Source organism: Haloferax sp. Q22, assembly GCF_001482285.1.
Classification (GTDB): Archaea; Halobacteriota; Halobacteria; order Halobacteriales; family Haloferacaceae; genus Haloferax.
The window spans coordinates 1-16,832 of record NZ_LOEP01000020.1 but is presented as its reverse complement, the minus strand read 5'-3'; the positions used below and the strand labels follow the sequence as shown (position 1 = coordinate 16,832).

The following is a 16,832-nucleotide window of genomic DNA, read 5'->3' as shown; positions in this document are numbered from 1 at the left end:
TCGGTTTCCTCTCCGACCTACTCGCTCCCTTCGCTCGCTCCTTGAGGTCGGAGGCTCCACCTTGAATTACGCTGACGACCCGGCGATGTTTTTCTGCGCCAGAAGTCGGCGGAGGCGTACATCATGGACCCACGAGACACACCAGGATACCGACTGCATCGCGCACTCAGCAACCTCAACAGCATCGACATCGAGCAACTGGACTCACCCGACCGAGAGCGAATCGTTGAGGCCACCACGCTTCTGGAACAAGTAGGACTGCTCACTCGGCCAGGTGCTTCGGAGAAAGCAAACACCAAGGCCGAATCCTGAGGAAAGGGTCGGTTGAGCAGCACCGATTTAGCCTCTCTCTCGATCGGTTCTGTTGGAATCCTCTGACTTTGTCGACAGCATTATTTTCTCGGCTACAGCAGTAGTGACAGTGTCCCTCCATACGAGACGCCGACTACTTGCGGCCATCGGGGTCGCCGGTGGCGCCGCCCTCGCCGGCTGCTCAACCGAGCGGTTCGGCGGAGGCTGGCCCCGAACTACTGAGACGACAACCGACCCACTTCCCGGTGAGGAACGCGGATGGGCGCAGTTCGGACGCACGCCCGGTCATGCGGGGTTCGCCCCCGAGGTCCGGGTCGATGACCCCGACCCGGTCTGGTCGGTCAGCTTCGAGGGTGGCCTGACCTCCCCGGCCGTGGTCGAGGATCGAGTGTTCGTTCACGCCGGGCCGGCCCCGGAGTCGGGCGAATCTGGCACGGTGCTCGCCCTCGACGGGGGCGGCGAAGAACGCTGGCGGCGGACGCTGCCGGGTGGAGGCGGCGGGTCATCTGGGTGTCCCCCGGTCGTCCACCGTGGCTCTGTGTACGTCGGTGGCCTAGATGGGGTGTACGCGCTCGACGCCCGCGACGGGAGTCCACGGTGGAGTCGGGAAACTTCCGGATCGGTGAACGAGGGAGTCCTCGGCCGCGATGGTCGGGTATTCGCCTCTACGGGCGAGACGCTGCTGGCGCTCGACACGCGCGGCCAAGAGGGCTGGACCTACACCACCGGCGACGACCGGTTCTCGACGGCCGTCCCCGCGGCTGGCAGCGGCTACGTCCTCTACACGACACGGGTGCTTGGGAGCGTCGTCGCGATCCAGCCCGGCACTGTTGGGGACCCGCTGACGGAGTGGCGGTACGCACCCGGAGAGACCGACTTCGAGACCCCAACCGTGGTCAATGGCGACGCATACATCCCTGGCGACCGGCTCCACGCACTGTCGGCCGCGACCGGGAAAGTTCGCTGGACGGCCCCCGTACGATCAACAGCCGGCGTCTCGACCGACGGGGACCGGCTCTACCTCCCGACCGATGACGGGGCGCTGGTGGCGCTCGACACCGCGGATGGCACCGAGCGCTGGCGTGTCTCCCTTGCCTCCGAGGAGGGCATCTTCCTCCGGACGCGCCCGCTCGTGACCGAACGGTCTGTCATCGTCACTACTGAGAAGCCGGGAGTTGATGAGTCGGCGAACACGTTCGCCGTCGACCGTCGGAACGGGGAGGTCCGCTGGCGACGCGAACAACCCGGGAACATCGGCTACGACGCGGTCGCAGCGGGCGGACGGCTCTACATTCCGGTCCTTTGGGACTTCACCCTCGACAGAGAGAGCGGCGGGACACTAGTGGCACTGGCCAACTGAGCCGGGTCTCGCAACAGCGAGTCCGTCAGCATCGCACACGAGCTTTGTCTGGATCGAAACGTCAGGAGAAATGGTGATTCCGACGCGTTCAGGGGATGGACGTGCCAAGTTCGCTTCGCTGCTCTTCGACAGCAACGAGGAAAGCAAAGAGCTAGAGAGCGCTCGCAGTGCTGGAAGGAGTACAATATGTGGAAGGCACAAGTGTGACATTCCCGACACGAGCGCTCTATTCAGCACCGCCTCAACGAACGGTCATCAAAGGTCTATTTCAACAGAGCTTCGCAGTCGGTTTTGTTCCCCCAGAAGGGGTGCGGGGGCAGGAAAATGCCCTCGAAGACCATTGGTGTTCGGTTAAGCTCAAACCGACGGTTCTGAGGGGTTTGAGAATCGGTCGATTCCACCGCGTACGCCCGACTCAGGCAGACTTGAACCATACAGAATATTACTGAGGGTATTAACCGAACACGGATGCCTCGAAGACTAACAATGGCAACACTCCAAGCAGCGACGACGTCAACCGGCGCGACCGTAACCGATGCACAGGCAGTCCGCCAGCTCTGCGAAGCACATTGCTTCGGGACCCTGAATTGGGAAGTAGACGAAGAAGGAGAGCTCATCATCTGGGGCTACGACGCCTTCGAGATCTACGAAACTCGTGAGGGTGGACTTCCGGACTACGAAGGTGGTCTCGTCACTCACGAGTTCCTCCGAAAGCTGGCCAACTATCTCGAACCCGGTGAAGAACTCGACATCCAGACCGCGGGGTACACGAAATGCCGGTTCCCGGTACTGGCAAAGCGATACGTGGTTCGCGACGGTGAGGTCCTCCACGCGGACCTCAGCACTCTCAATCCGATAGAGGAGTAGCTGAAAATCAATCTCCCCGCGAGATGCGAAGATCCTGTTTTTCGAGGGCTGAATGACTGAGCCCTCAGGGCTTCGTGATTCAATGTCTGAACAACCATCGAACGATCCGTTTGAGGAGTGTGAGCTGAGCCCAGACGCGATTCTTGGCACTCACACCTTCGAAGACGTACTATTCACAGACGAGACGGAAACACCCGTGAATGTGTTGAACGGTGAGACGCCAGCACATTCGCAAGCAAGCGTCGACGAAGCTCGAGCCTTCGCCGCCGGAATCGACAGTGACACACCGCACATCGCACTCCCGGCGTCAGTCGAAGCACAGGTCGAAACAGCAAGCAAGCCGTACACAGCTGCTGCCTTCTTCCACTTCAAGGCGACCGGGTCGCTCAAGCGACATCGTGCATACCACGCCGCCTATAACTCGGATACGTTCTCAGTTGAGTTCGAGGCCGACTACGAGAGCGGAGACCTGACGATCAGCGTCGAGGAGGAGGACCGCCAGTCGGAGTTCGAGAACGTCTAGCCAGCATCGTCAGTACTATTTTTTGAGCGCCGGCGATGGGTGCCGGCGCATCACGTAGCGAGGCAGTGTGCAGTCGCGTGCGTCGGCAGACGAAGGTGAAAACCGATGCACATGGTCATTTACGCACTGGTAGAGGCATCGACACAGAACGACGCGTTGGCCACTGGGAAGACGGTGTTCGACTACTATGTGTCCTTCGACGAGGAGAACACGACGGTTGCGGGCAAGGCTCGATGGGGTGAGTTACCGACCGCAGCCCCCGTTGACTCGGACGATGGGCAGGACCTACTCGACCAAGGGTGGGAAGCGACGAAAGAAGAGTTCGAGCGCAATCTCGAACGCGTAAAGGAAGCCATCAACGAACTCTCCGACGAGGAAATCATGCGCGATGAGAACCTCTCTCGGCACGCGTTCCACCAAGTCGGTGCGTACGACGGGCCGTCGGTGTTCCTGTACGACCAGCACGCGACCGGCATCCGGCATCGCGGACAGCTGGATCGACTCCTCGAAGAGAGTGAAGACCTCTGGATCGTCCCCGCCGACGTCCACTTCTAACCGATGCCCCGAATCACCAACTGGACACGGGAGAGTCGAACGCCGTCGCTCGTGTATCGAAACACCGAGACTGGAGCCCGAGCGGTTCTCCATCGTGCACCGGACTCCTACCGGTACAAGTGGCGGACAGCAATCCTCGTCGACGGCTACCCGGTCTGGTCACGTGGCTTCGAGACGAAGCAGGCGACAGTCTTTCGGGACGCTCTTCGAGACAGACCACTCCCCGAGTTGAGCTGCCCTGAGTGCCCGAACGACGACGTTCTCGTCGGTGAGAAGGCAGCTGACGGGGCGAAGGTACAGCGCTGGTTCGACTGTCCCGATTGTGGCTACGAAGCTCGCTCGGAGGTCGTCTACGACGCTGAACGCTGAGGTCACTGAACGTCCAGCGGGGGTGTTTTTCTGGGGCAGGAAGGGGTGGCCCGAGTCACACGGCCAGATCCACAAATGAGTCTGGATGTCATCGACCGCCACTGCGAAGCACTGTTCGAGTTCCTCTGGTGTCCCGTCTGTGGGCACGAGGTGTTCAGCCACATCCCCTTCGAGGGGGTGTTCTGCAAGCACTGCAACACGCAGGTTGAACTCCAAGAATCACATGAGGACCGTGGCTACGAAGAGGCCGTCCTCGCCTGCTTCGATACCGACACGACCTGGAATCTCCACGTCGACGAAAAACATCGTCGTGACCTGCCTGACGGGTCGTCGAGGGTGAAAATTTTCGGCGCACCAGGTGCCTACGAGGTCGACTGGTGGAGTCCAGCACCCGGAGAGGACTGGGAACCGGTCGAGCGCGGTGAGTTCGACGACATCGAAGAACCTGCTGAGGTGTCTCACCTCGCGTAGGCACTCCCGAAGAATCCACTCGGTAGTCGATCGAGTGGTTCGTTGTAGAGTAGTCGCCTATGCTGTCTCGCCCTCGAGTCGATCAATCAGTCCGTCGCGGAACAGCTGTCGCGTTCCGTCGGGGCCGGTGATGGTCAGCACCGTCTCCTCGTACGGTGGCGACACTGTGAGCTCGTACTCGGCAAACGCACAACACTGCAACTCTGCCGAGATGAATTGCGCAGCTGCGATGAGCGCCTCGTCAGCTCCGTCGAACCGAATTGTCACGCCGTTTTCGCACTCCTCAAACCCGAGATAGGTGGTGATGAGACGCGACCGAACCTTCTCACTTCGCTCTCGCTCCTGTTCGTCGGTGAGCGTACATGCAACCTCTCGTGACGAGTCGTTTTGGCTCATGACACACAATTACTTTGAACACGGCAGTGTTTATACTGTCAAGTCCGAATCATTGGACCAAGTGCGGCGAACGAAAGCTATGGCAGAAACACCAGATTCGTCACCTGACGTCCCAGAGATACAGAACACAGAGACTACTTGCTACTGCCCGTTGGGCGGCGTGATGGATCTGCTCAGTCGGCGGTACGCGATGCAGGTGATCTGCGTCGTCGGCGCGATCGGCCCAGCGAGATATGGCGCAATCGCGGAGACCTTCGGCGAGGTGAGCAGTTCGACACTATCCACCCGTCTCGATGACCTCGTCGAGGCAGGGCTGCTCTCTCGAGAACAGTATGCAGAGATTCCACCCCGCGTCGAATACGAGCTCACCGAGAAAGGTGACGAACTTCGTGAGCGACTCGATCCACTCCTCGAATGGGCAGAGACACAGGACGACTGCAGCTAAGGCCTACCGCGAGCGACGAAACCACTTCGCGAGTCCGGCACTCGTTGTCATCTCGACGATGCCGAAGACAACGGCAGGAAGTGTAGCTGCAGTGGGAAAGCCCGCACCAACGAGGAGGGCGGCTGCGACAGCGAAGTCGCGCATTCCAATCGATAGCGTTGCGGCGATGCGTTCGCCCCGCGTGAAGTTCCAGCTGACGAGCCAGCCAGCAACGTAGCCACTACAGTTGAGAACGACCGCAGCGGCCGCGACGAGGAGAAGGACGCTCCCGCCGTCGCGAACGAGTGAGGCGTTCGCCGCCGCGACGATGCCGATAATGAGGATCACCATGAGCCCCGACACGGATGGATAGAGCTCGTCGTATCGGCCGATGCGGTCGGGCCACCGATACCGGGCCGCAACAGCGAGACTCATCGGGATGACCACCGCGAGCAACAGCTGTTCGACGATAAGCACCGGCTCAACTGTGACTGATTCTCCCAGGAATACGGTGACGACGCCCGGGACGATCACGAGCGTACCGAGGCCGACGACGACGAGAACTACCGTCGAGAGCGCGGTATCGCCGCCGCTGAGTTCGGTCATCGTCGGCGTCACAAGCTCGGGCGTCACCGCGCCGAGGACCACGAAGCCGGCTGTGAGCGCAGGACTGAGACCAAGTATCCGGGCGATGGCAAACGCGAGCAGCGGCATCCCGGTCTGGACGACGAGAATCACGAGCAGCGCTCGTCCACGGAGCTGTCGGAATCGTTCGGGCGCGAGCGTCAGCGAAACTGCGCCAATCATGATGGCGAGAATCGGCGTCGACAGCGGCGTGAGGACGGCCACTGACGGAACGACTAGCCCGACGACAACCGAGAGCAGCACCCAGAGCAGTAGATACTCGTCGACGAGAGCCGCAGCACGAGTCACGACGCTATCCGACATCAATGAAGGCAGTTCGCCCATCCGTGGTTTGGTCGTTTGTATTCTGCATTGCGACTGGATTCCTGAAATGGGCAGTAGTTACAGACTGCCGGCCGAGAGAGTTATGCGACGTTGAGGGGGAGTCTCGTCGGATGCTACCAGCAGCGTCTCTTGAGCAAGCTGGCCCCACTCATGGAGACTGACAAAGATACTCGGTTACTGGTGTTGCGTTACCCATAATGCGTGTTCAGGTAGTCGACGATGTCGTCGCTTTCGTACATCGTGACGCCGCGCTGGTGGTCCACGAGGAACGGAATCTGGTCCTGACCGCCGAGGGTGACGAGTTCGTCGTGCGTCTGGTCGTTCCGCGTCTCGCCCGCAGCGGTTCGCGGATTGTGGATGACGTACGAGACGCCGAGATCGGTCAGCGCCTCGCGAACCGTCTGCGAATACCCACAGCCCTCTGCCTGATAGAGTTCGAGCATTTTGTATAGGAAGTGATCAGGCTTCTGCCGGGAGTCGGTCATCGATCGCCTCGACGATGAGGTCCAGGTCGAGGTCAGCCCCGTGTACCTCTTTGTCCCAGATCGTCTCGTCATCGGCGGTCACGACGAAGACGCCACCGTGGCCAGGGGTGAGTGTGACCCCGTCCAGATCCTGGCCGAACTCGGTCAGCAGCCGCGTCTGGGTTTCAATCGCAGGCTCGAGCAATCCACACGGAACACAGTATTCGATGTCGACGGTGGTCATACCTACTCACGACTCGGGCTGCAATCGCCGTAAAGCTAAGACAAGGGTTTCCTTACCCGGTTAGCGCGAGCTAACCCGGCTCACCTCAGTCAGCGGTCGTGACCGAGTCTCCACTCATCGACGCTCCGTCGCGGTCCAGCGCCCAGCCGAGAACGCCGCCGTACACGAGATGCAGGACGAGCGTGGCAACCGCGATCTTCGGCGTGATCGCCGTTCCGAATAGTCCCCAGCCGAGGAACGGCAGGAACGTGACCTGCATCAGGACCCAGAGCCCGATGCCGAGCGCGAGGCCCTTCCCAATCGTCACGGGCCGTGCAATTCGTGCGAGAAGCGCGCCGAAGACGCCACCATAGCCGAGATGGAGGCCCACAGCGAGTACCATCAGTAGCGGTTTCGAGAGGCCGCTTCCGAAGAGGTGGGCGACCACCGCTTTTGGAATTGGCTGGGGCATCGGAGAGTTCCCGGAGATCAGCGCGAGGAGCATGAGGATGGACATCGCGATCGTCGCGACGACACCGTAGCCAAACCCCGCTCGGAGTCTATGTTGTGTCACACTCGAAGAGACCGTAAGCGACCAAATAAGGCTAAGACAAGCCCTGCCTGACGAACTCAACAATCCGCACTGAGTGAGCGCGACCTAACCAGGTCTGCGATCAACGGAGTGCCAGATGGCGTCGAAATCAGTCACCAAGACAAGGAGTCCCATCGCTCCGAAGAGGACGCCAAGGTTCTTCCAGTCGGGCCCAACGTACAGAATCGCGACGAGCATCACCGGAACCAGGGAAACAGCCGCGACTCGTTCCCCAATGCCGACGAGGAGGAGTACCACCGCTGCCACTTCGATGAATCCGGCGACGACGACCATCAGTGCAGGAGCAGGCATGCCGATGGCGTCGAAAAACGAGACTGAACTCCCGTAGGTAACGACCTTACTCAGCGCCGGTTTCGCGACGAGCGCGACGAGGACGAGCCGAAGCCCGGTGTGAACCCACTCCGGGACTGACTGCCGTACCGACTCGATACGATCGACGGATGCGCTTTCCATAGTTGGCAGTGTCCCAGAACCCGAATAAGCGTCAGCGAAGCTCGCACTGAGGAGGTACTGTTTCCTGATTGGCTTAGGGAAACGTACCTACTCTGGTATGGTGACTTAGTAACATAGTAATAATAGGTCCACATTCACTATCGCGAGTAACGAATGAGTAGAGCCATCGAAGACGAAGAGTGCGTTGCGTCGTGGTGTGCTGACGACGACTGGTGTACGGTGACGTGTACAGCCCACCTCATCGGGAAGAAGTGGCATCCGGTCATCGTCCACCGGCTGCTTGCACACGGCCCGCTCGGGTTCAATGCGCTCAAAGACGAAATCGAGTCGATCTCCAGTACCGTGCTTTCGAGCAGTCTTGAGGATCTGGAAGACAATGGTCTCGTGAATCGAGCGATCGTGAGCGAGAAACCGTTCCGGGTGGAGTACTCCCTGACCGATCAAGGTGCCTCACTTGAACCCGTCATCAAAGCGATGGATGCCTGGGGCGAAGACTATCTCCAAGAGACGTCGTGTACCTGATCTCGGTCTCCTTGTGCTGAGTTCGGTATAGGTCTGCACTCGACGATTCAGCGACCGCAGAGAGAGGTTTGTCGCCCCCAGAGGGGTGCGGGGGTGCTCGAACGAGCAACCCGCGAACAGACCTATGAGTGGATTCACGAACTCAAACTCGCTCGAACAGTCACGGGCCTCGGGTAACGCCGATGTCGTCTATGTCGGCTACCGTCGTCGAGGCCGCACCATCGTCGAGAAACAGCCTGACCAGGAACAGCTCACACTCGATCGAAGTCTCGAGTTGGCGAATCACAGTCCGAGCGGATTCAGCTGGGGATACGCTGGCAGCGGGCCAGCCCAGCTCGCGCTCGCGCTCCTCCTCGACTACACTGACGACAAGGACGTCGCCCTCGAGGAGTACATGGAATTCAAGACCAAGGTCGTGAGCCAGCTGGAGTGTACAGAACCAGACGGCTGCTGGCGACTCACCGGGCGTGAGATCGATGCAGCCCTTCGTGAGACAGTCGACGAACCAGTCGCACCATCCGTCAACTAACGTTCAGAGAGCAATCCATGCCAGAACACACACAGCAGTCCCGTACGAACGCAGAATCGACCGACAACAGTGCGCAACAGACTCCTACTGAGTACGTCGAGCGAAGCGATGTCGGGGTCTCCCTCACCGTGAAGCTCACTCGCGGCACTGGCACCCGCGATCAGGATAAGGTCACAGCGAAAGTGAAGGCGAAAACGCTCGAAGACGCCCGTGAGGACATGGAGACGCTTCGGGAGTACATCCACGACCTCGCCGAGGACGCTCGCCAGATCCAACCAGGAGACGACGAGTAGCGGGCGGGTGCTGTTTTTCGTCGCCTCAGGAGGCGTGGAGGCGACCAGGAGTGAGCGATACAGAAGAGCACGATCCAGATTCGAGCGAACTGTCCCCAGAACAGCGTCTCGACCCACCGAATACGCGACTTATCAACGCCGGCATCGCGACGATCAACGACATGGAGACGCTGCGAGCGTGCGTCGCCTACGAGAACACCCACCAGCAACGCGTCCAGATCCTTCGCCGGCTCGATGACCGAGCCAGCGAGCTTCGGTCAGAAGATACCTGAATGGACGCTCGCGGGCTGTTTGTCGACGCCACCATGGGTGGAGGCTTCGAACTAGATGAGCGACCGACCCGAGATTGAGATTCAGCGACAGACTGCGTTCGGTGAGAACGGCCAGCTCGAACTGGCCGAGACGAGCGTCGAGACCTCGCTCGAGGACTTCGGTGCAGACGTCGATCATCGCGACCGAGACTCGCGGCTCGATCGCCCCGAGGCTAGTGAGTTCGGCGTCGACGACCGGCCAGAAGTAGCGCAGTCCTCAACAGGAGATCAGTCGACGCTCTTCGCGGATACTGACGCCGACCAACAGACGCTCACCGGTGACGAGGCAGCGATGCAGTGCCTTTTCGGGGATTAACCAACACGCAGCCCCAGTTTCTACTTTCGTTGGTTAATACTAGCGAGGTCTATCTTGCCCCAGAGAGCCCTGCGGGGCGACGGAGTCCCGCAGGAGACTCCTCATGGCCATTCACGACAGCGCAGACCCAGTTAGCAACAGTTCTACTGAGACACACTCTGACGCCCGGCAAGCGGCGTACGTGGCGTTCCTCCATCGGGTTCCGTTTGCGATCGATGCGCTGACCCTCGGCTTCCTCCCTGGGTTTCGCGAGGATTGCACGTATCAGCAGTTGCAATTCGATACCCTCGAGTGCCCGGTCGGAATGCTCGATAACGATTTTCGAAATCCCGATCTTGATCGGTACGTCAATCGGGCGCTCGAGTACGAGCCCGACGTGGGTATCATCGGTGACGCCTACGACGCTGCAGAAGCACAGTCGTACGTCGCTAAGATTCGAGAAGTCCAGAAGAGACTGCCCGAAACGGAGTTCATTATCGTCCCAAAATGCCGGGCCGCCATCGAGGCAATTCCCGACGATATCGTGCTCGGCTACTCGCGAGGGTATGCGGACAGACTTGCACACGAGTTCTCCGACCCCGTCGATTGGCGGGGCCGTCGCGTCCACATCCTTGGTGGCAGTCCACCCAAGCAACTCGAAGTCGTGGAGCAGCTCACCCAACCAACGCTGACGGGTGACCCGCCGGCCGACATCGTCGGCCTCGACTGGAATGGTCTACATCGCGGCGCGCAGTTCGGCGAGTTCTGGACGGCCGACGGCTGGGACGACAGTGGTCGCGACGCCGACCACGTCACGGTCCGGAAGACGGTCCGGCATAGTCTCAGCCGGCTCAAAGAATTCTGGCAGGACCACGGCGTCTGGCCCGATTCGACACCCCAGGCGGACGAGACCGAACTCACCTATTCCAGGCCCACGCCAGGCGATATCGAGAGCGCGGCGTGTACCGAGTGCCGCGCCAACGTGTGGACGACCGATCGTGGCCCGTACGTCGCCGAGTACGACACGGGAGCGGTCTGTGGGTACTGCTGCTATGAGTGCTACTTCTCGCACCGGCATCGGAACAACCTTGAGGAGATTGCCGGCGATCGGAGCGTCTACATCCCGCCGGCGTGACGCAGCGTCCTGTTTTTCGCGCCCTCCGGAGAGGACGAGGGCGTGCTGGATCAGGCCCTCCAAGATGGTGATTTCCGTGAGCCAACAACAGCAGTCGAACGACGTCTCGATCGATGCAATTCCAGTCGACGTAGCGAACAGCCAATCAACCGGGGTCGAACCAGAAGATGTCCCCGAGGAAATCCGGTCGATTACGCAAGCGCTCGCATCCGAGCAGCCACCGACGAATCCGCTCGTCGCGCTGAAGGCCGCCCGCTGGTGGTATATCCACGGGAAGGGCGGCACTGATCCGGTGTTTCAGTGGGCCATCGAGTGGACGCGGCACCTCGCGACCGACAGGCCCAGCGACGTCGACCAGTTCGACGAGTTCCTCGACTACCTCGTCACAGTCGGCTTCGCTGATGCGAAACAAGCCCTCCGCTAACCGCCGTCACGAGTTTTTTATGCGCCGTCAGGGGTGCGGCGCGGGCTGAATTGAAGCGATCGCAGTAAGGCGAATTTCAGAACATCATGGCTACGACTAGTGACTCGTCGGCCTCCTTCGAGGAGACCGACACACGAACAGACGAAATGCACAGTACGATTGAAGCATGGATCGACGAACTCGTTGGCGACGTTGATGCGGCGCAGGCCAGCGATGAGTTCCAGGGGTGGCTCGACGTCCAGAGTCGGTTCCATGACTACTCCCATCGCAACACGCTGCTCATCAAACTCCAGTGTCCCGAGGCGACGAAGGTGGCTGGCTTCAACACTTGGCGGAATGAGTTCGACCGGCACGTCCAGGAGGGCGAACAGGCGATCTGGATCTGGGCACCGATCATCACGAAGCAGTGCCCGGAGTGCGAGAACTCGCCGAGCTACCACGAGCAATGTGACTGTGAGTACGACGAGACACCACCCGAAGAGTGGTCGAAAGGGCTCGTGGGATTCAAACCGGCCGCTGTCTTCGACGTCTCTCAGACCGAGGGAGAACCGCTTCCCGAGCTAGAAACGGAGGCGACAGGTGACGCTGAGGGCCTCGTACCCGCACTCACAGAGGCAGCGGATGAGCTCGGCGTGACGGTTCGCATCGTCGACGCTGACGAGTGGGAGCACGGCGACGCAAAGGGCGTCTGCAAACAGCGAGATATCCATGATTTCACGCCGATCGTGGAGGCGAAAGCACGGACGAACCAGGCCGACCTCGCAGTTACGCTAATTCACGAGTTCGCGCACGCGCTGCTCCATTTCGACGTCGATGACAAGGCCGAACGGTCAAAGCGCGAAGTCGAAGCGGAAGCCGTCGCGTACATCGTCGGTCGGTATTGCGGCCTTGAAACGAGCGGCCCAGCGTTCTATCTCGCCGCGTGGCAGGATGACGAACCAGAGTCGATCCAAGATCGTTTCGGACGGATTAGCAGCACCGCAGAGGAGATCATCGACGTGATCGATGGGTAGGTCAGTGTAGCGCGTCGATGAACAGCTCTCCACGTCGCCGTGAGTTTCTATTGCGCCGCGGAAGGGTGGCGGCGCGCGTGATCGTGCGTCGACCGGGATAGAACGAATCCATGACTGAACAGTACCTCACGACAGTTCTCGACGAAGCCCGCCAGACAATCGAGAGCCATCCGCAAGTCGGCTATGGAACCGAACATCCACTCCACGAACACCTGCGTTTCGCGGTACTCCGGCTGCTGGAGAACGAGGCTGAAGACACCCATACGGGCGAATCACGTGTTCCAGGGATCACGGTCGGGTACGGGAACGATGCGGCGATGTTCGATCACTGGAGAGACGAGGTTGAGTGGTGGACCGACATCGAACCGCAAGAGCACTGTACTCGGTTTCGCATCTTCTACAGAGGAACTAAGGCAAGTGTCTCGGGGCTCAACCCCGAGAGTGGAGCCGACACGAGTCTTTACTTTCACCCTCCGTAGCATGAGCTTATGAACGAGGACGACACATCAGAATTCGTGTAGAAGATGACCGACGAACAGGCACTCATCAAGACGCTGGACTTCCAACTCGACATCCGGAGTGACAACGAGAGCCTGCTCCATGATGCTTGTCTCGAATCGCGCTCGGTGTACAACGAAACCATCCGACTCGCCAAAGAAGATGAGGACTGGGACGCGATTCCCGACCGTATGGCCGACGACGCCAACCTCGTGAAGAACACGACGCAGCGTGTCGTCGCCAAAGCCCTCGGCGCGATGGAGAACTACTACGAGTATGACGACTTTGGCCAACCCAGTCACACCAAGGACGGTGCATACCCGCTTCGTGCGAACTACGAGGAGGGGTACAACCTGTCGCTCACCGACGACAGTAACGTGGCATTCCGCATCAGCGCGAAACCGTACAAGCACGTCACGGGCGTCCTCAAAGGGAGTGATGGTCATCTCGATATTCTTACGACTGCACTCGAAAGCGGCCAGTGGGAAATTGGGACGGCGGAAGCCCTGTTCCACAACGACAACCCCGAGTTGCACGTCACCGTCACTAACACTGAGCAGACCGTTCGAAACAAGCAGGACTCGCAGACGGTCGTCGGCGTGGACGTAAACGAGGACAACGTGGCGTTGACCGCACTCTCCGAGAGCGGTGTCGAAGATACGTTGGTCATTGACTTCCCCGAAATCAAGTTCGAGCGCCACCGCTACTTCACGATGCGCAAGCGCGTCCAGAACGCGGGGAAGGACAGCATCCACGATACGCTGGACGGGCGCGAAGAACGGTTTGTCCGCGACCGACTCCACAAGGTATCTCGGCACATCGTGGAGTGGAGCCGTCAGTTCGAGAAGCCGTGCATCGTCTTTGAAGACCTCAAAGAGATGCGCGACAGTATCGACTACGGCACGCGGATGAACCGACGCTTGCACCACCTCCCGTTCCGCGCCCTCCAGTTCTATACGTCGTACAAGGCGTCATTCGAGGGCATCCCGACTGGCTGGATTAACCCTGAATACACCAGCCAGCAGTGTCCGCTATGTGGGCACACGGAGCGAGCGAACCGTAACAAGAAGCGGTTCAAGTGCAAAGACTGTGCGCACCAAGACCACAGCGACCGAGGTGCAAGCGTCAACATCGCCGTGAAAGGCACCAAGAAGCATCAAGATTGGAATGTGTCTGCTCTCAACAGCCTTCCCACAGTAAGGAAGGTGCGACGGCAGGCATCGGGGGCCGTGGACGCCCCGACCGTGACCCACCCGACCGTTCGAGGCTCCTCTGCCGATGGTCAGATGGGAGTGTCCGACTAACCCACGGGAAGCCTCGGGACGTGACCCTGAGGCCGTTCACGATGTCGATGTCGCCGCTGAGACGTGTACATGTCTCGACTGGCAGCGACGCGAACCTGAAGGGGGCTGTAAACATATGCGCCGCGTCGATATCGAAATCGATGCAGGGAACGTTCCCCGACCAGACGGACGCCTCCCTCGCACAGAATCGGAACAGCAGCCAAATTCGACACTGTAGGCTGTCAGCAGCCACCTAGACCTAATCTTATTCTTAATATTAAGAATGGGCTAGACCAAGCCCTGGGAAGCTAGCTAACGGAACTCTCATCCACGGTGAATTCTGCAGTCATAAGTACCGACTCGAGGCGCGCGATTTCATCGGCACACTCCAACTCGCCGATCCATCGATCGGGGAGTGCATCTGCTCCGAATCGAGCTCCCGCGATAGCTCCCGTAACTGCACCGACGGTGTCGGTGTCATCTCCCATATTTACAGCAGCGACGATGGCATCCTCCGCCGTGTCCGCTGTAAGTCCGTGATACAGTGATGTTTGCAGCGTATCGACCACGTAGCCGCTTGCACTGAGCGTGTGGGGATTGATACCGTCCGGAACCGAGCGTAACGCTGTGAGGAGTTCTTCGGGGGCATCGGCTTCGATATGGTCGAGAGCGTCTCTGAGAGGGGTTGGTCGCTGGGTAAGTAACCCTGCCAAAGTGAGATTGAGCACGATACAGCCATACGTGCAGCGCGGATCCGCGTGCGTGATCGCTGAAGACGTCGCACTCACACGTGCAAGGTCACTCCACTCGTCCCGAAAGGCGATCGAATACGGCGCACAGCGCATTACGCTCCCATTCCCAGCATTGCTCCCTTCGGCGCGGGACTCCCACACCTGCTGGCCAGCATCACGCCAGGAAGCTCCGTGTTTGATGTTCTGGAGGGCATCGCTGGTCATCAGGCCAATGTCGAACGGACCACTGTCGTACCAGGCGACAAAACGCTCAGTGATCTCGTCCGGCCTGAACGCGTGATGGTCGGCGAGGCTTCGGGCAATACAGAGCGCCATTTCGGTATCGTCAGTAATGGTCCCTGCAGGCTGATTGTGCGTCCCGTGACCCAGCATCTCGGTAACCGTTCCGTGCGTCTGCGAAATCTGGTGTGAGGAACGGAATTCGATGGGCCGTCCGAGGGCGTCGCCACAAGCAAGTCCAAGAAGAACACCGGCTTCAGCATCTATTGACGACATATCCCTCTCTTTGAGAGTCGGTGATAAAACTATTAATCAGTGACAGCAGTGGTATGAGCAGTCGCTATGGAGAATACGTATGCTGATATTCGAAAAAAGCAGCATCTCGATATTACAGTCAAGGTTGTGACGTGCAGACCGGGTTCAGGTTCTCGACGCGCCTTCGAGATGACTGTCGAGGACGTTGATGGGACCTCATTTTCATTTACAGTATGGGCGAAAAGCTCGAATGGGCGGGACTACCCCTGGCAGGAGGGTCACTGGTATCGGCTTCACTCTGCATACGGCGAGGTGTGGCCAGCTGGCCGAGAGCTGCATGGGACGGGCAAACTCGAGATTGAACACAAAGGCGTTCGCCCGACCGACCGCCGTGCGAAGCTTCTCTATCTGACTGATACGCACCTGGGGAAGCAAACAGGCGGTCACAAAAACAATTCCTGGAAGATCGACACCGTCGCTGGATTCAACGCTGCGATTGATCTCGCGATCGAGCATCGTGTCGATGCCGTTGTTCACACTGGCGACGTCTTCCATAACAATACCAGGAACGGGATTCCGAGTTCGATCGAAGAAGCATGCCATGATGGTCTCACTGAGTTGGCGAACGCCGAGATTCCGTTCTACTTCATCTACGGCAACCATGCGCGGAAGAAGGGGCGCGTGTGTCTCGAACAGTTCTGTGATGCAGGATTAGCTACCCATCTTCGCTCCCGTCCCGCCGTGATCGGTGATGCTGTCGCACTCTATGGAGTCGACTATCAGAAATCGTGGGACCACGGTCAGCTAGGCTTTGAGCGTCCACCAAGCGGGGTCGCGACTCTCCTCTGTATGCATCAGTCGGTTGCACCGCTTACGGGAAGTCCGAATCCTGATTGCCACTTACAGGAAGTACTCGAAGAGAGCACGATTTCGATTGACGGGCTTGCTCTCGGGCATCTTCATACGAACGCTGAGAAAACCCTGAATGGCTGCTCTGCATTTTGTGGTGGGGCAACAGAACGACTGACCAGCGACCTTGAGCCAAGTGTAGAAACCATCACTGTCGAGCGGGGAGAGATCCGCCGTCAACGTCATGTCTTGTGACCCCCAGTGTGAAGCTTAATCTTAAGAATAAGATTAATATCGTGCAGCACTAGGTTTCCCACAGAATCCTCGAGGCAGTCTGAGTTCTCTCATTAGAATATCCACCAGCCATTGGGAGCGTGTCATAGAAAGCCTCCCAAGGGAGGCCGCAGGGTTTGGAAACTGTGTCCACCAGCTCCAACGCCCTGCAAGACGTAGCT

The 16,832-nt window shown here is 59.4% G+C and carries 26 protein-coding genes and 1 pseudogene; 20 read left to right on the top strand and 7 right to left on the bottom strand.

Translation table 11 applies throughout. From position 1 onward, the window contains the following. Nucleotides 1–123: 123 nt before the first annotated feature. From AM590_RS19860 to AM590_RS08915, 7 genes are all read left to right on the top strand, one after another. Complete coding sequence (locus tag AM590_RS19860) at nt 124–312, top strand: hypothetical protein (RefSeq protein WP_082677698.1); 189 nt, start codon at nt 124–126, stop codon at nt 310–312. A gap of 109 nt (nt 313–421) precedes the next feature. Then, nucleotides 422–1,672, top strand: coding sequence for a PQQ-binding-like beta-propeller repeat protein (locus tag AM590_RS08940; RefSeq protein WP_058827175.1), 1,251 nt, complete (start codon nt 422–424; stop codon nt 1,670–1,672). A 486-nt stretch (nt 1,673–2,158) separates the two neighbouring features. Further along, nucleotides 2,159–2,539 carry a hypothetical protein gene (locus AM590_RS08935; RefSeq protein WP_058827174.1) on the top strand — a complete coding sequence of 127 codons (381 nt, stop codon included), beginning with the start codon at nt 2,159–2,161 and terminating at the stop codon, nt 2,537–2,539. Nucleotides 2,540–2,621: 82 nt separating this feature from the next. Beyond that, the gene (locus AM590_RS08930; RefSeq protein WP_058827197.1) at nt 2,622–3,062 is read left to right on the top strand and encodes a hypothetical protein; all 441 of its coding nucleotides are present in this window, start codon (nt 2,622–2,624) and stop codon (nt 3,060–3,062) included. Nucleotides 3,063–3,167: 105 nt separating this feature from the next. After that, nucleotides 3,168–3,617, top strand: a complete 450-nt coding sequence (locus AM590_RS08925) for a hypothetical protein (protein WP_058827173.1) — start codon at nt 3,168–3,170, stop codon at nt 3,615–3,617. 3 nt (nt 3,618–3,620) lie between these two features. Continuing rightward, a complete protein-coding gene (locus AM590_RS08920) occupies nt 3,621–3,986 on the top strand; it encodes a hypothetical protein (RefSeq protein WP_058827172.1) in 366 nt (121 codons plus the stop codon). Between the two features lie 75 nt (nt 3,987–4,061). Further along, a complete protein-coding gene (locus AM590_RS08915; protein WP_058827171.1) occupies nt 4,062–4,457 on the top strand; it encodes a hypothetical protein in 396 nt (131 codons plus the stop codon). A gap of 57 nt (nt 4,458–4,514) precedes the next feature. On the opposite strand, the gene AM590_RS08910 is transcribed toward AM590_RS08915, so the two are convergent. Continuing rightward, nucleotides 4,515–4,853, bottom strand: coding sequence for a hypothetical protein (locus tag AM590_RS08910; RefSeq protein WP_058827170.1), 339 nt, complete (start codon nt 4,851–4,853; stop codon nt 4,515–4,517). Between the two features lie 79 nt (nt 4,854–4,932). Here AM590_RS08910 and AM590_RS08905 point away from each other — a divergent pair, with 79 nt between their 5' ends. After that, nucleotides 4,933–5,298, top strand: coding sequence for a helix-turn-helix domain-containing protein (locus tag AM590_RS08905; RefSeq protein WP_172795782.1), 366 nt, complete (start codon nt 4,933–4,935; stop codon nt 5,296–5,298). 3 nt (nt 5,299–5,301) lie between these two features. Here the strand turns inward: AM590_RS08905 and AM590_RS08900 are convergent, their stop codons facing one another. From AM590_RS08900 to AM590_RS08880, 5 genes are all read right to left on the bottom strand, one after another. Then, nucleotides 5,302–6,225: a bile acid:sodium symporter family protein gene (locus AM590_RS08900; protein ID WP_082677697.1), complete on the bottom strand. Its 924-nt coding sequence runs from the start codon at nt 6,223–6,225 to the stop codon at nt 5,302–5,304. A gap of 209 nt (nt 6,226–6,434) precedes the next feature. Next, nucleotides 6,435–6,689 carry a glutathione S-transferase N-terminal domain-containing protein gene (locus AM590_RS08895; protein ID WP_058827167.1) on the bottom strand — a complete coding sequence of 85 codons (255 nt, stop codon included), beginning with the start codon at nt 6,687–6,689 and terminating at the stop codon, nt 6,435–6,437. Between the two features lie 16 nt (nt 6,690–6,705). Further along, the gene (locus AM590_RS08890) at nt 6,706–6,954 is read right to left on the bottom strand and encodes a SelT/SelW/SelH family protein (protein WP_058827166.1); all 249 of its coding nucleotides are present in this window, start codon (nt 6,952–6,954) and stop codon (nt 6,706–6,708) included. Nucleotides 6,955–7,039: 85 nt separating this feature from the next. Further along, entirely contained in the window at nt 7,040–7,507 is a 468-nt protein-coding gene (locus AM590_RS08885; RefSeq protein ID WP_216635675.1) for a DUF6789 family protein, read from the bottom strand. A gap of 84 nt (nt 7,508–7,591) precedes the next feature. Next, the gene (locus AM590_RS08880) at nt 7,592–7,999 is read right to left on the bottom strand and encodes a DoxX family protein (RefSeq protein WP_058827165.1); all 408 of its coding nucleotides are present in this window, start codon (nt 7,997–7,999) and stop codon (nt 7,592–7,594) included. 153 nt (nt 8,000–8,152) lie between these two features. On the opposite strand from AM590_RS08880, the gene AM590_RS08875 reads away from it, so the two are divergent. The 11 genes and pseudogenes from AM590_RS08875 to AM590_RS21110 all read left to right on the top strand — a co-directional run. Next, nucleotides 8,153–8,521 (top strand): helix-turn-helix domain-containing protein, encoded by a 369-nt coding sequence (locus AM590_RS08875; RefSeq protein ID WP_058827164.1) that lies wholly within the window; start codon nt 8,153–8,155, stop codon nt 8,519–8,521. Nucleotides 8,522–8,645: 124 nt separating this feature from the next. Further along, a complete protein-coding gene (locus tag AM590_RS08870) occupies nt 8,646–9,050 on the top strand; it encodes a DUF6166 domain-containing protein (RefSeq protein ID WP_058827163.1) in 405 nt (134 codons plus the stop codon). 17 nt (nt 9,051–9,067) lie between these two features. After that, complete coding sequence (locus AM590_RS08865; protein ID WP_058827162.1) at nt 9,068–9,343, top strand: hypothetical protein; 276 nt, start codon at nt 9,068–9,070, stop codon at nt 9,341–9,343. 50 nt (nt 9,344–9,393) lie between these two features. Further along, entirely contained in the window at nt 9,394–9,615 is a 222-nt protein-coding gene (locus tag AM590_RS08860; RefSeq protein WP_058827161.1) for a hypothetical protein, read from the top strand. Nucleotides 9,616–9,670: 55 nt separating this feature from the next. Next, nucleotides 9,671–9,970 carry a hypothetical protein gene (locus AM590_RS08855; RefSeq protein ID WP_058827160.1) on the top strand — a complete coding sequence of 100 codons (300 nt, stop codon included), beginning with the start codon at nt 9,671–9,673 and terminating at the stop codon, nt 9,968–9,970. Nucleotides 9,971–10,073: 103 nt separating this feature from the next. Next, complete coding sequence (locus AM590_RS08850; protein ID WP_058827159.1) at nt 10,074–11,084, top strand: DUF6610 family protein; 1,011 nt, start codon at nt 10,074–10,076, stop codon at nt 11,082–11,084. Nucleotides 11,085–11,160: 76 nt separating this feature from the next. After that, nucleotides 11,161–11,508: a hypothetical protein gene (locus AM590_RS08845; RefSeq protein WP_058827195.1), complete on the top strand. Its 348-nt coding sequence runs from the start codon at nt 11,161–11,163 to the stop codon at nt 11,506–11,508. Nucleotides 11,509–11,594: 86 nt separating this feature from the next. After that, entirely contained in the window at nt 11,595–12,521 is a 927-nt protein-coding gene (locus AM590_RS08840) for an ArdC-like ssDNA-binding domain-containing protein (RefSeq protein WP_058827158.1), read from the top strand. Nucleotides 12,522–12,631: 110 nt separating this feature from the next. After that, nucleotides 12,632–13,000 carry a hypothetical protein gene (locus tag AM590_RS19855; RefSeq protein ID WP_216635674.1) on the top strand — a complete coding sequence of 123 codons (369 nt, stop codon included), beginning with the start codon at nt 12,632–12,634 and terminating at the stop codon, nt 12,998–13,000. Nucleotides 13,001–13,045: 45 nt separating this feature from the next. After that, entirely contained in the window at nt 13,046–14,323 is a 1,278-nt protein-coding gene (locus AM590_RS08830) for an RNA-guided endonuclease TnpB family protein (protein WP_058827156.1), read from the top strand. Nucleotides 14,324–14,360: 37 nt separating this feature from the next. Continuing rightward, nucleotides 14,361–14,540: pseudogene (locus tag AM590_RS21110) on the top strand (hypothetical protein); the annotation flags it as partial. 70 nt (nt 14,541–14,610) lie between these two features. Here AM590_RS21110 and AM590_RS08825 read toward each other — a convergent pair. After that, nucleotides 14,611–15,549 carry an ADP-ribosylglycohydrolase family protein gene (locus tag AM590_RS08825; RefSeq protein ID WP_058827155.1) on the bottom strand — a complete coding sequence of 313 codons (939 nt, stop codon included), beginning with the start codon at nt 15,547–15,549 and terminating at the stop codon, nt 14,611–14,613. A 66-nt stretch (nt 15,550–15,615) separates the two neighbouring features. Here AM590_RS08825 and AM590_RS19845 point away from each other — a divergent pair, with 66 nt between their 5' ends. Continuing rightward, nucleotides 15,616–16,632, top strand: a complete 1,017-nt coding sequence (locus AM590_RS19845) for a metallophosphoesterase (RefSeq protein WP_253805910.1) — start codon at nt 15,616–15,618, stop codon at nt 16,630–16,632. Nucleotides 16,633–16,832: the final 200 nt, after the last annotated feature.

Coding starts and splice junctions, on each gene's coding strand:
- AM590_RS19860 (WP_082677698.1), top strand. CDS start 124: ATGGACCCACGAGACACACCAGGATACCGACTGCATCGCGCACTCAGC.
- AM590_RS08935 (WP_058827174.1), top strand. CDS start 2,159: ATGGCAACACTCCAAGCAGCGACGACGTCAACCGGCGCGACCGTAACC.
- AM590_RS08930 (WP_058827197.1), top strand. CDS start 2,622: ATGTCTGAACAACCATCGAACGATCCGTTTGAGGAGTGTGAGCTGAGC.
- AM590_RS08925 (WP_058827173.1), top strand. CDS start 3,168: ATGCACATGGTCATTTACGCACTGGTAGAGGCATCGACACAGAACGAC.
- AM590_RS08920 (WP_058827172.1), top strand. CDS start 3,621: ATGCCCCGAATCACCAACTGGACACGGGAGAGTCGAACGCCGTCGCTC.
- AM590_RS08915 (WP_058827171.1), top strand. CDS start 4,062: ATGAGTCTGGATGTCATCGACCGCCACTGCGAAGCACTGTTCGAGTTC.
- AM590_RS08910 (WP_058827170.1), bottom strand. CDS start 4,853: ATGAGCCAAAACGACTCGTCACGAGAGGTTGCATGTACGCTCACCGAC.
- AM590_RS08905 (WP_172795782.1), top strand. CDS start 4,933: ATGGCAGAAACACCAGATTCGTCACCTGACGTCCCAGAGATACAGAAC.
- AM590_RS08900 (WP_082677697.1), bottom strand. CDS start 6,225: ATGTCGGATAGCGTCGTGACTCGTGCTGCGGCTCTCGTCGACGAGTAT.
- AM590_RS08895 (WP_058827167.1), bottom strand. CDS start 6,689: ATGCTCGAACTCTATCAGGCAGAGGGCTGTGGGTATTCGCAGACGGTT.
- AM590_RS08890 (WP_058827166.1), bottom strand. CDS start 6,954: ATGACCACCGTCGACATCGAATACTGTGTTCCGTGTGGATTGCTCGAG.
- AM590_RS08880 (WP_058827165.1), bottom strand. CDS start 7,999: ATGGAAAGCGCATCCGTCGATCGTATCGAGTCGGTACGGCAGTCAGTC.
- AM590_RS08875 (WP_058827164.1), top strand. CDS start 8,153: ATGAGTAGAGCCATCGAAGACGAAGAGTGCGTTGCGTCGTGGTGTGCT.
- AM590_RS08870 (WP_058827163.1), top strand. CDS start 8,646: ATGAGTGGATTCACGAACTCAAACTCGCTCGAACAGTCACGGGCCTCG.
- AM590_RS08865 (WP_058827162.1), top strand. CDS start 9,068: ATGCCAGAACACACACAGCAGTCCCGTACGAACGCAGAATCGACCGAC.
- AM590_RS08855 (WP_058827160.1), top strand. CDS start 9,671: ATGAGCGACCGACCCGAGATTGAGATTCAGCGACAGACTGCGTTCGGT.
- AM590_RS08850 (WP_058827159.1), top strand. CDS start 10,074: ATGGCCATTCACGACAGCGCAGACCCAGTTAGCAACAGTTCTACTGAG.
- AM590_RS08840 (WP_058827158.1), top strand. CDS start 11,595: ATGGCTACGACTAGTGACTCGTCGGCCTCCTTCGAGGAGACCGACACA.
- AM590_RS19855 (WP_216635674.1), top strand. CDS start 12,632: ATGACTGAACAGTACCTCACGACAGTTCTCGACGAAGCCCGCCAGACA.
- AM590_RS08830 (WP_058827156.1), top strand. CDS start 13,046: ATGACCGACGAACAGGCACTCATCAAGACGCTGGACTTCCAACTCGAC.
- AM590_RS08825 (WP_058827155.1), bottom strand. CDS start 15,549: ATGTCGTCAATAGATGCTGAAGCCGGTGTTCTTCTTGGACTTGCTTGT.
- AM590_RS19845 (WP_253805910.1), top strand. CDS start 15,616: ATGGAGAATACGTATGCTGATATTCGAAAAAAGCAGCATCTCGATATT.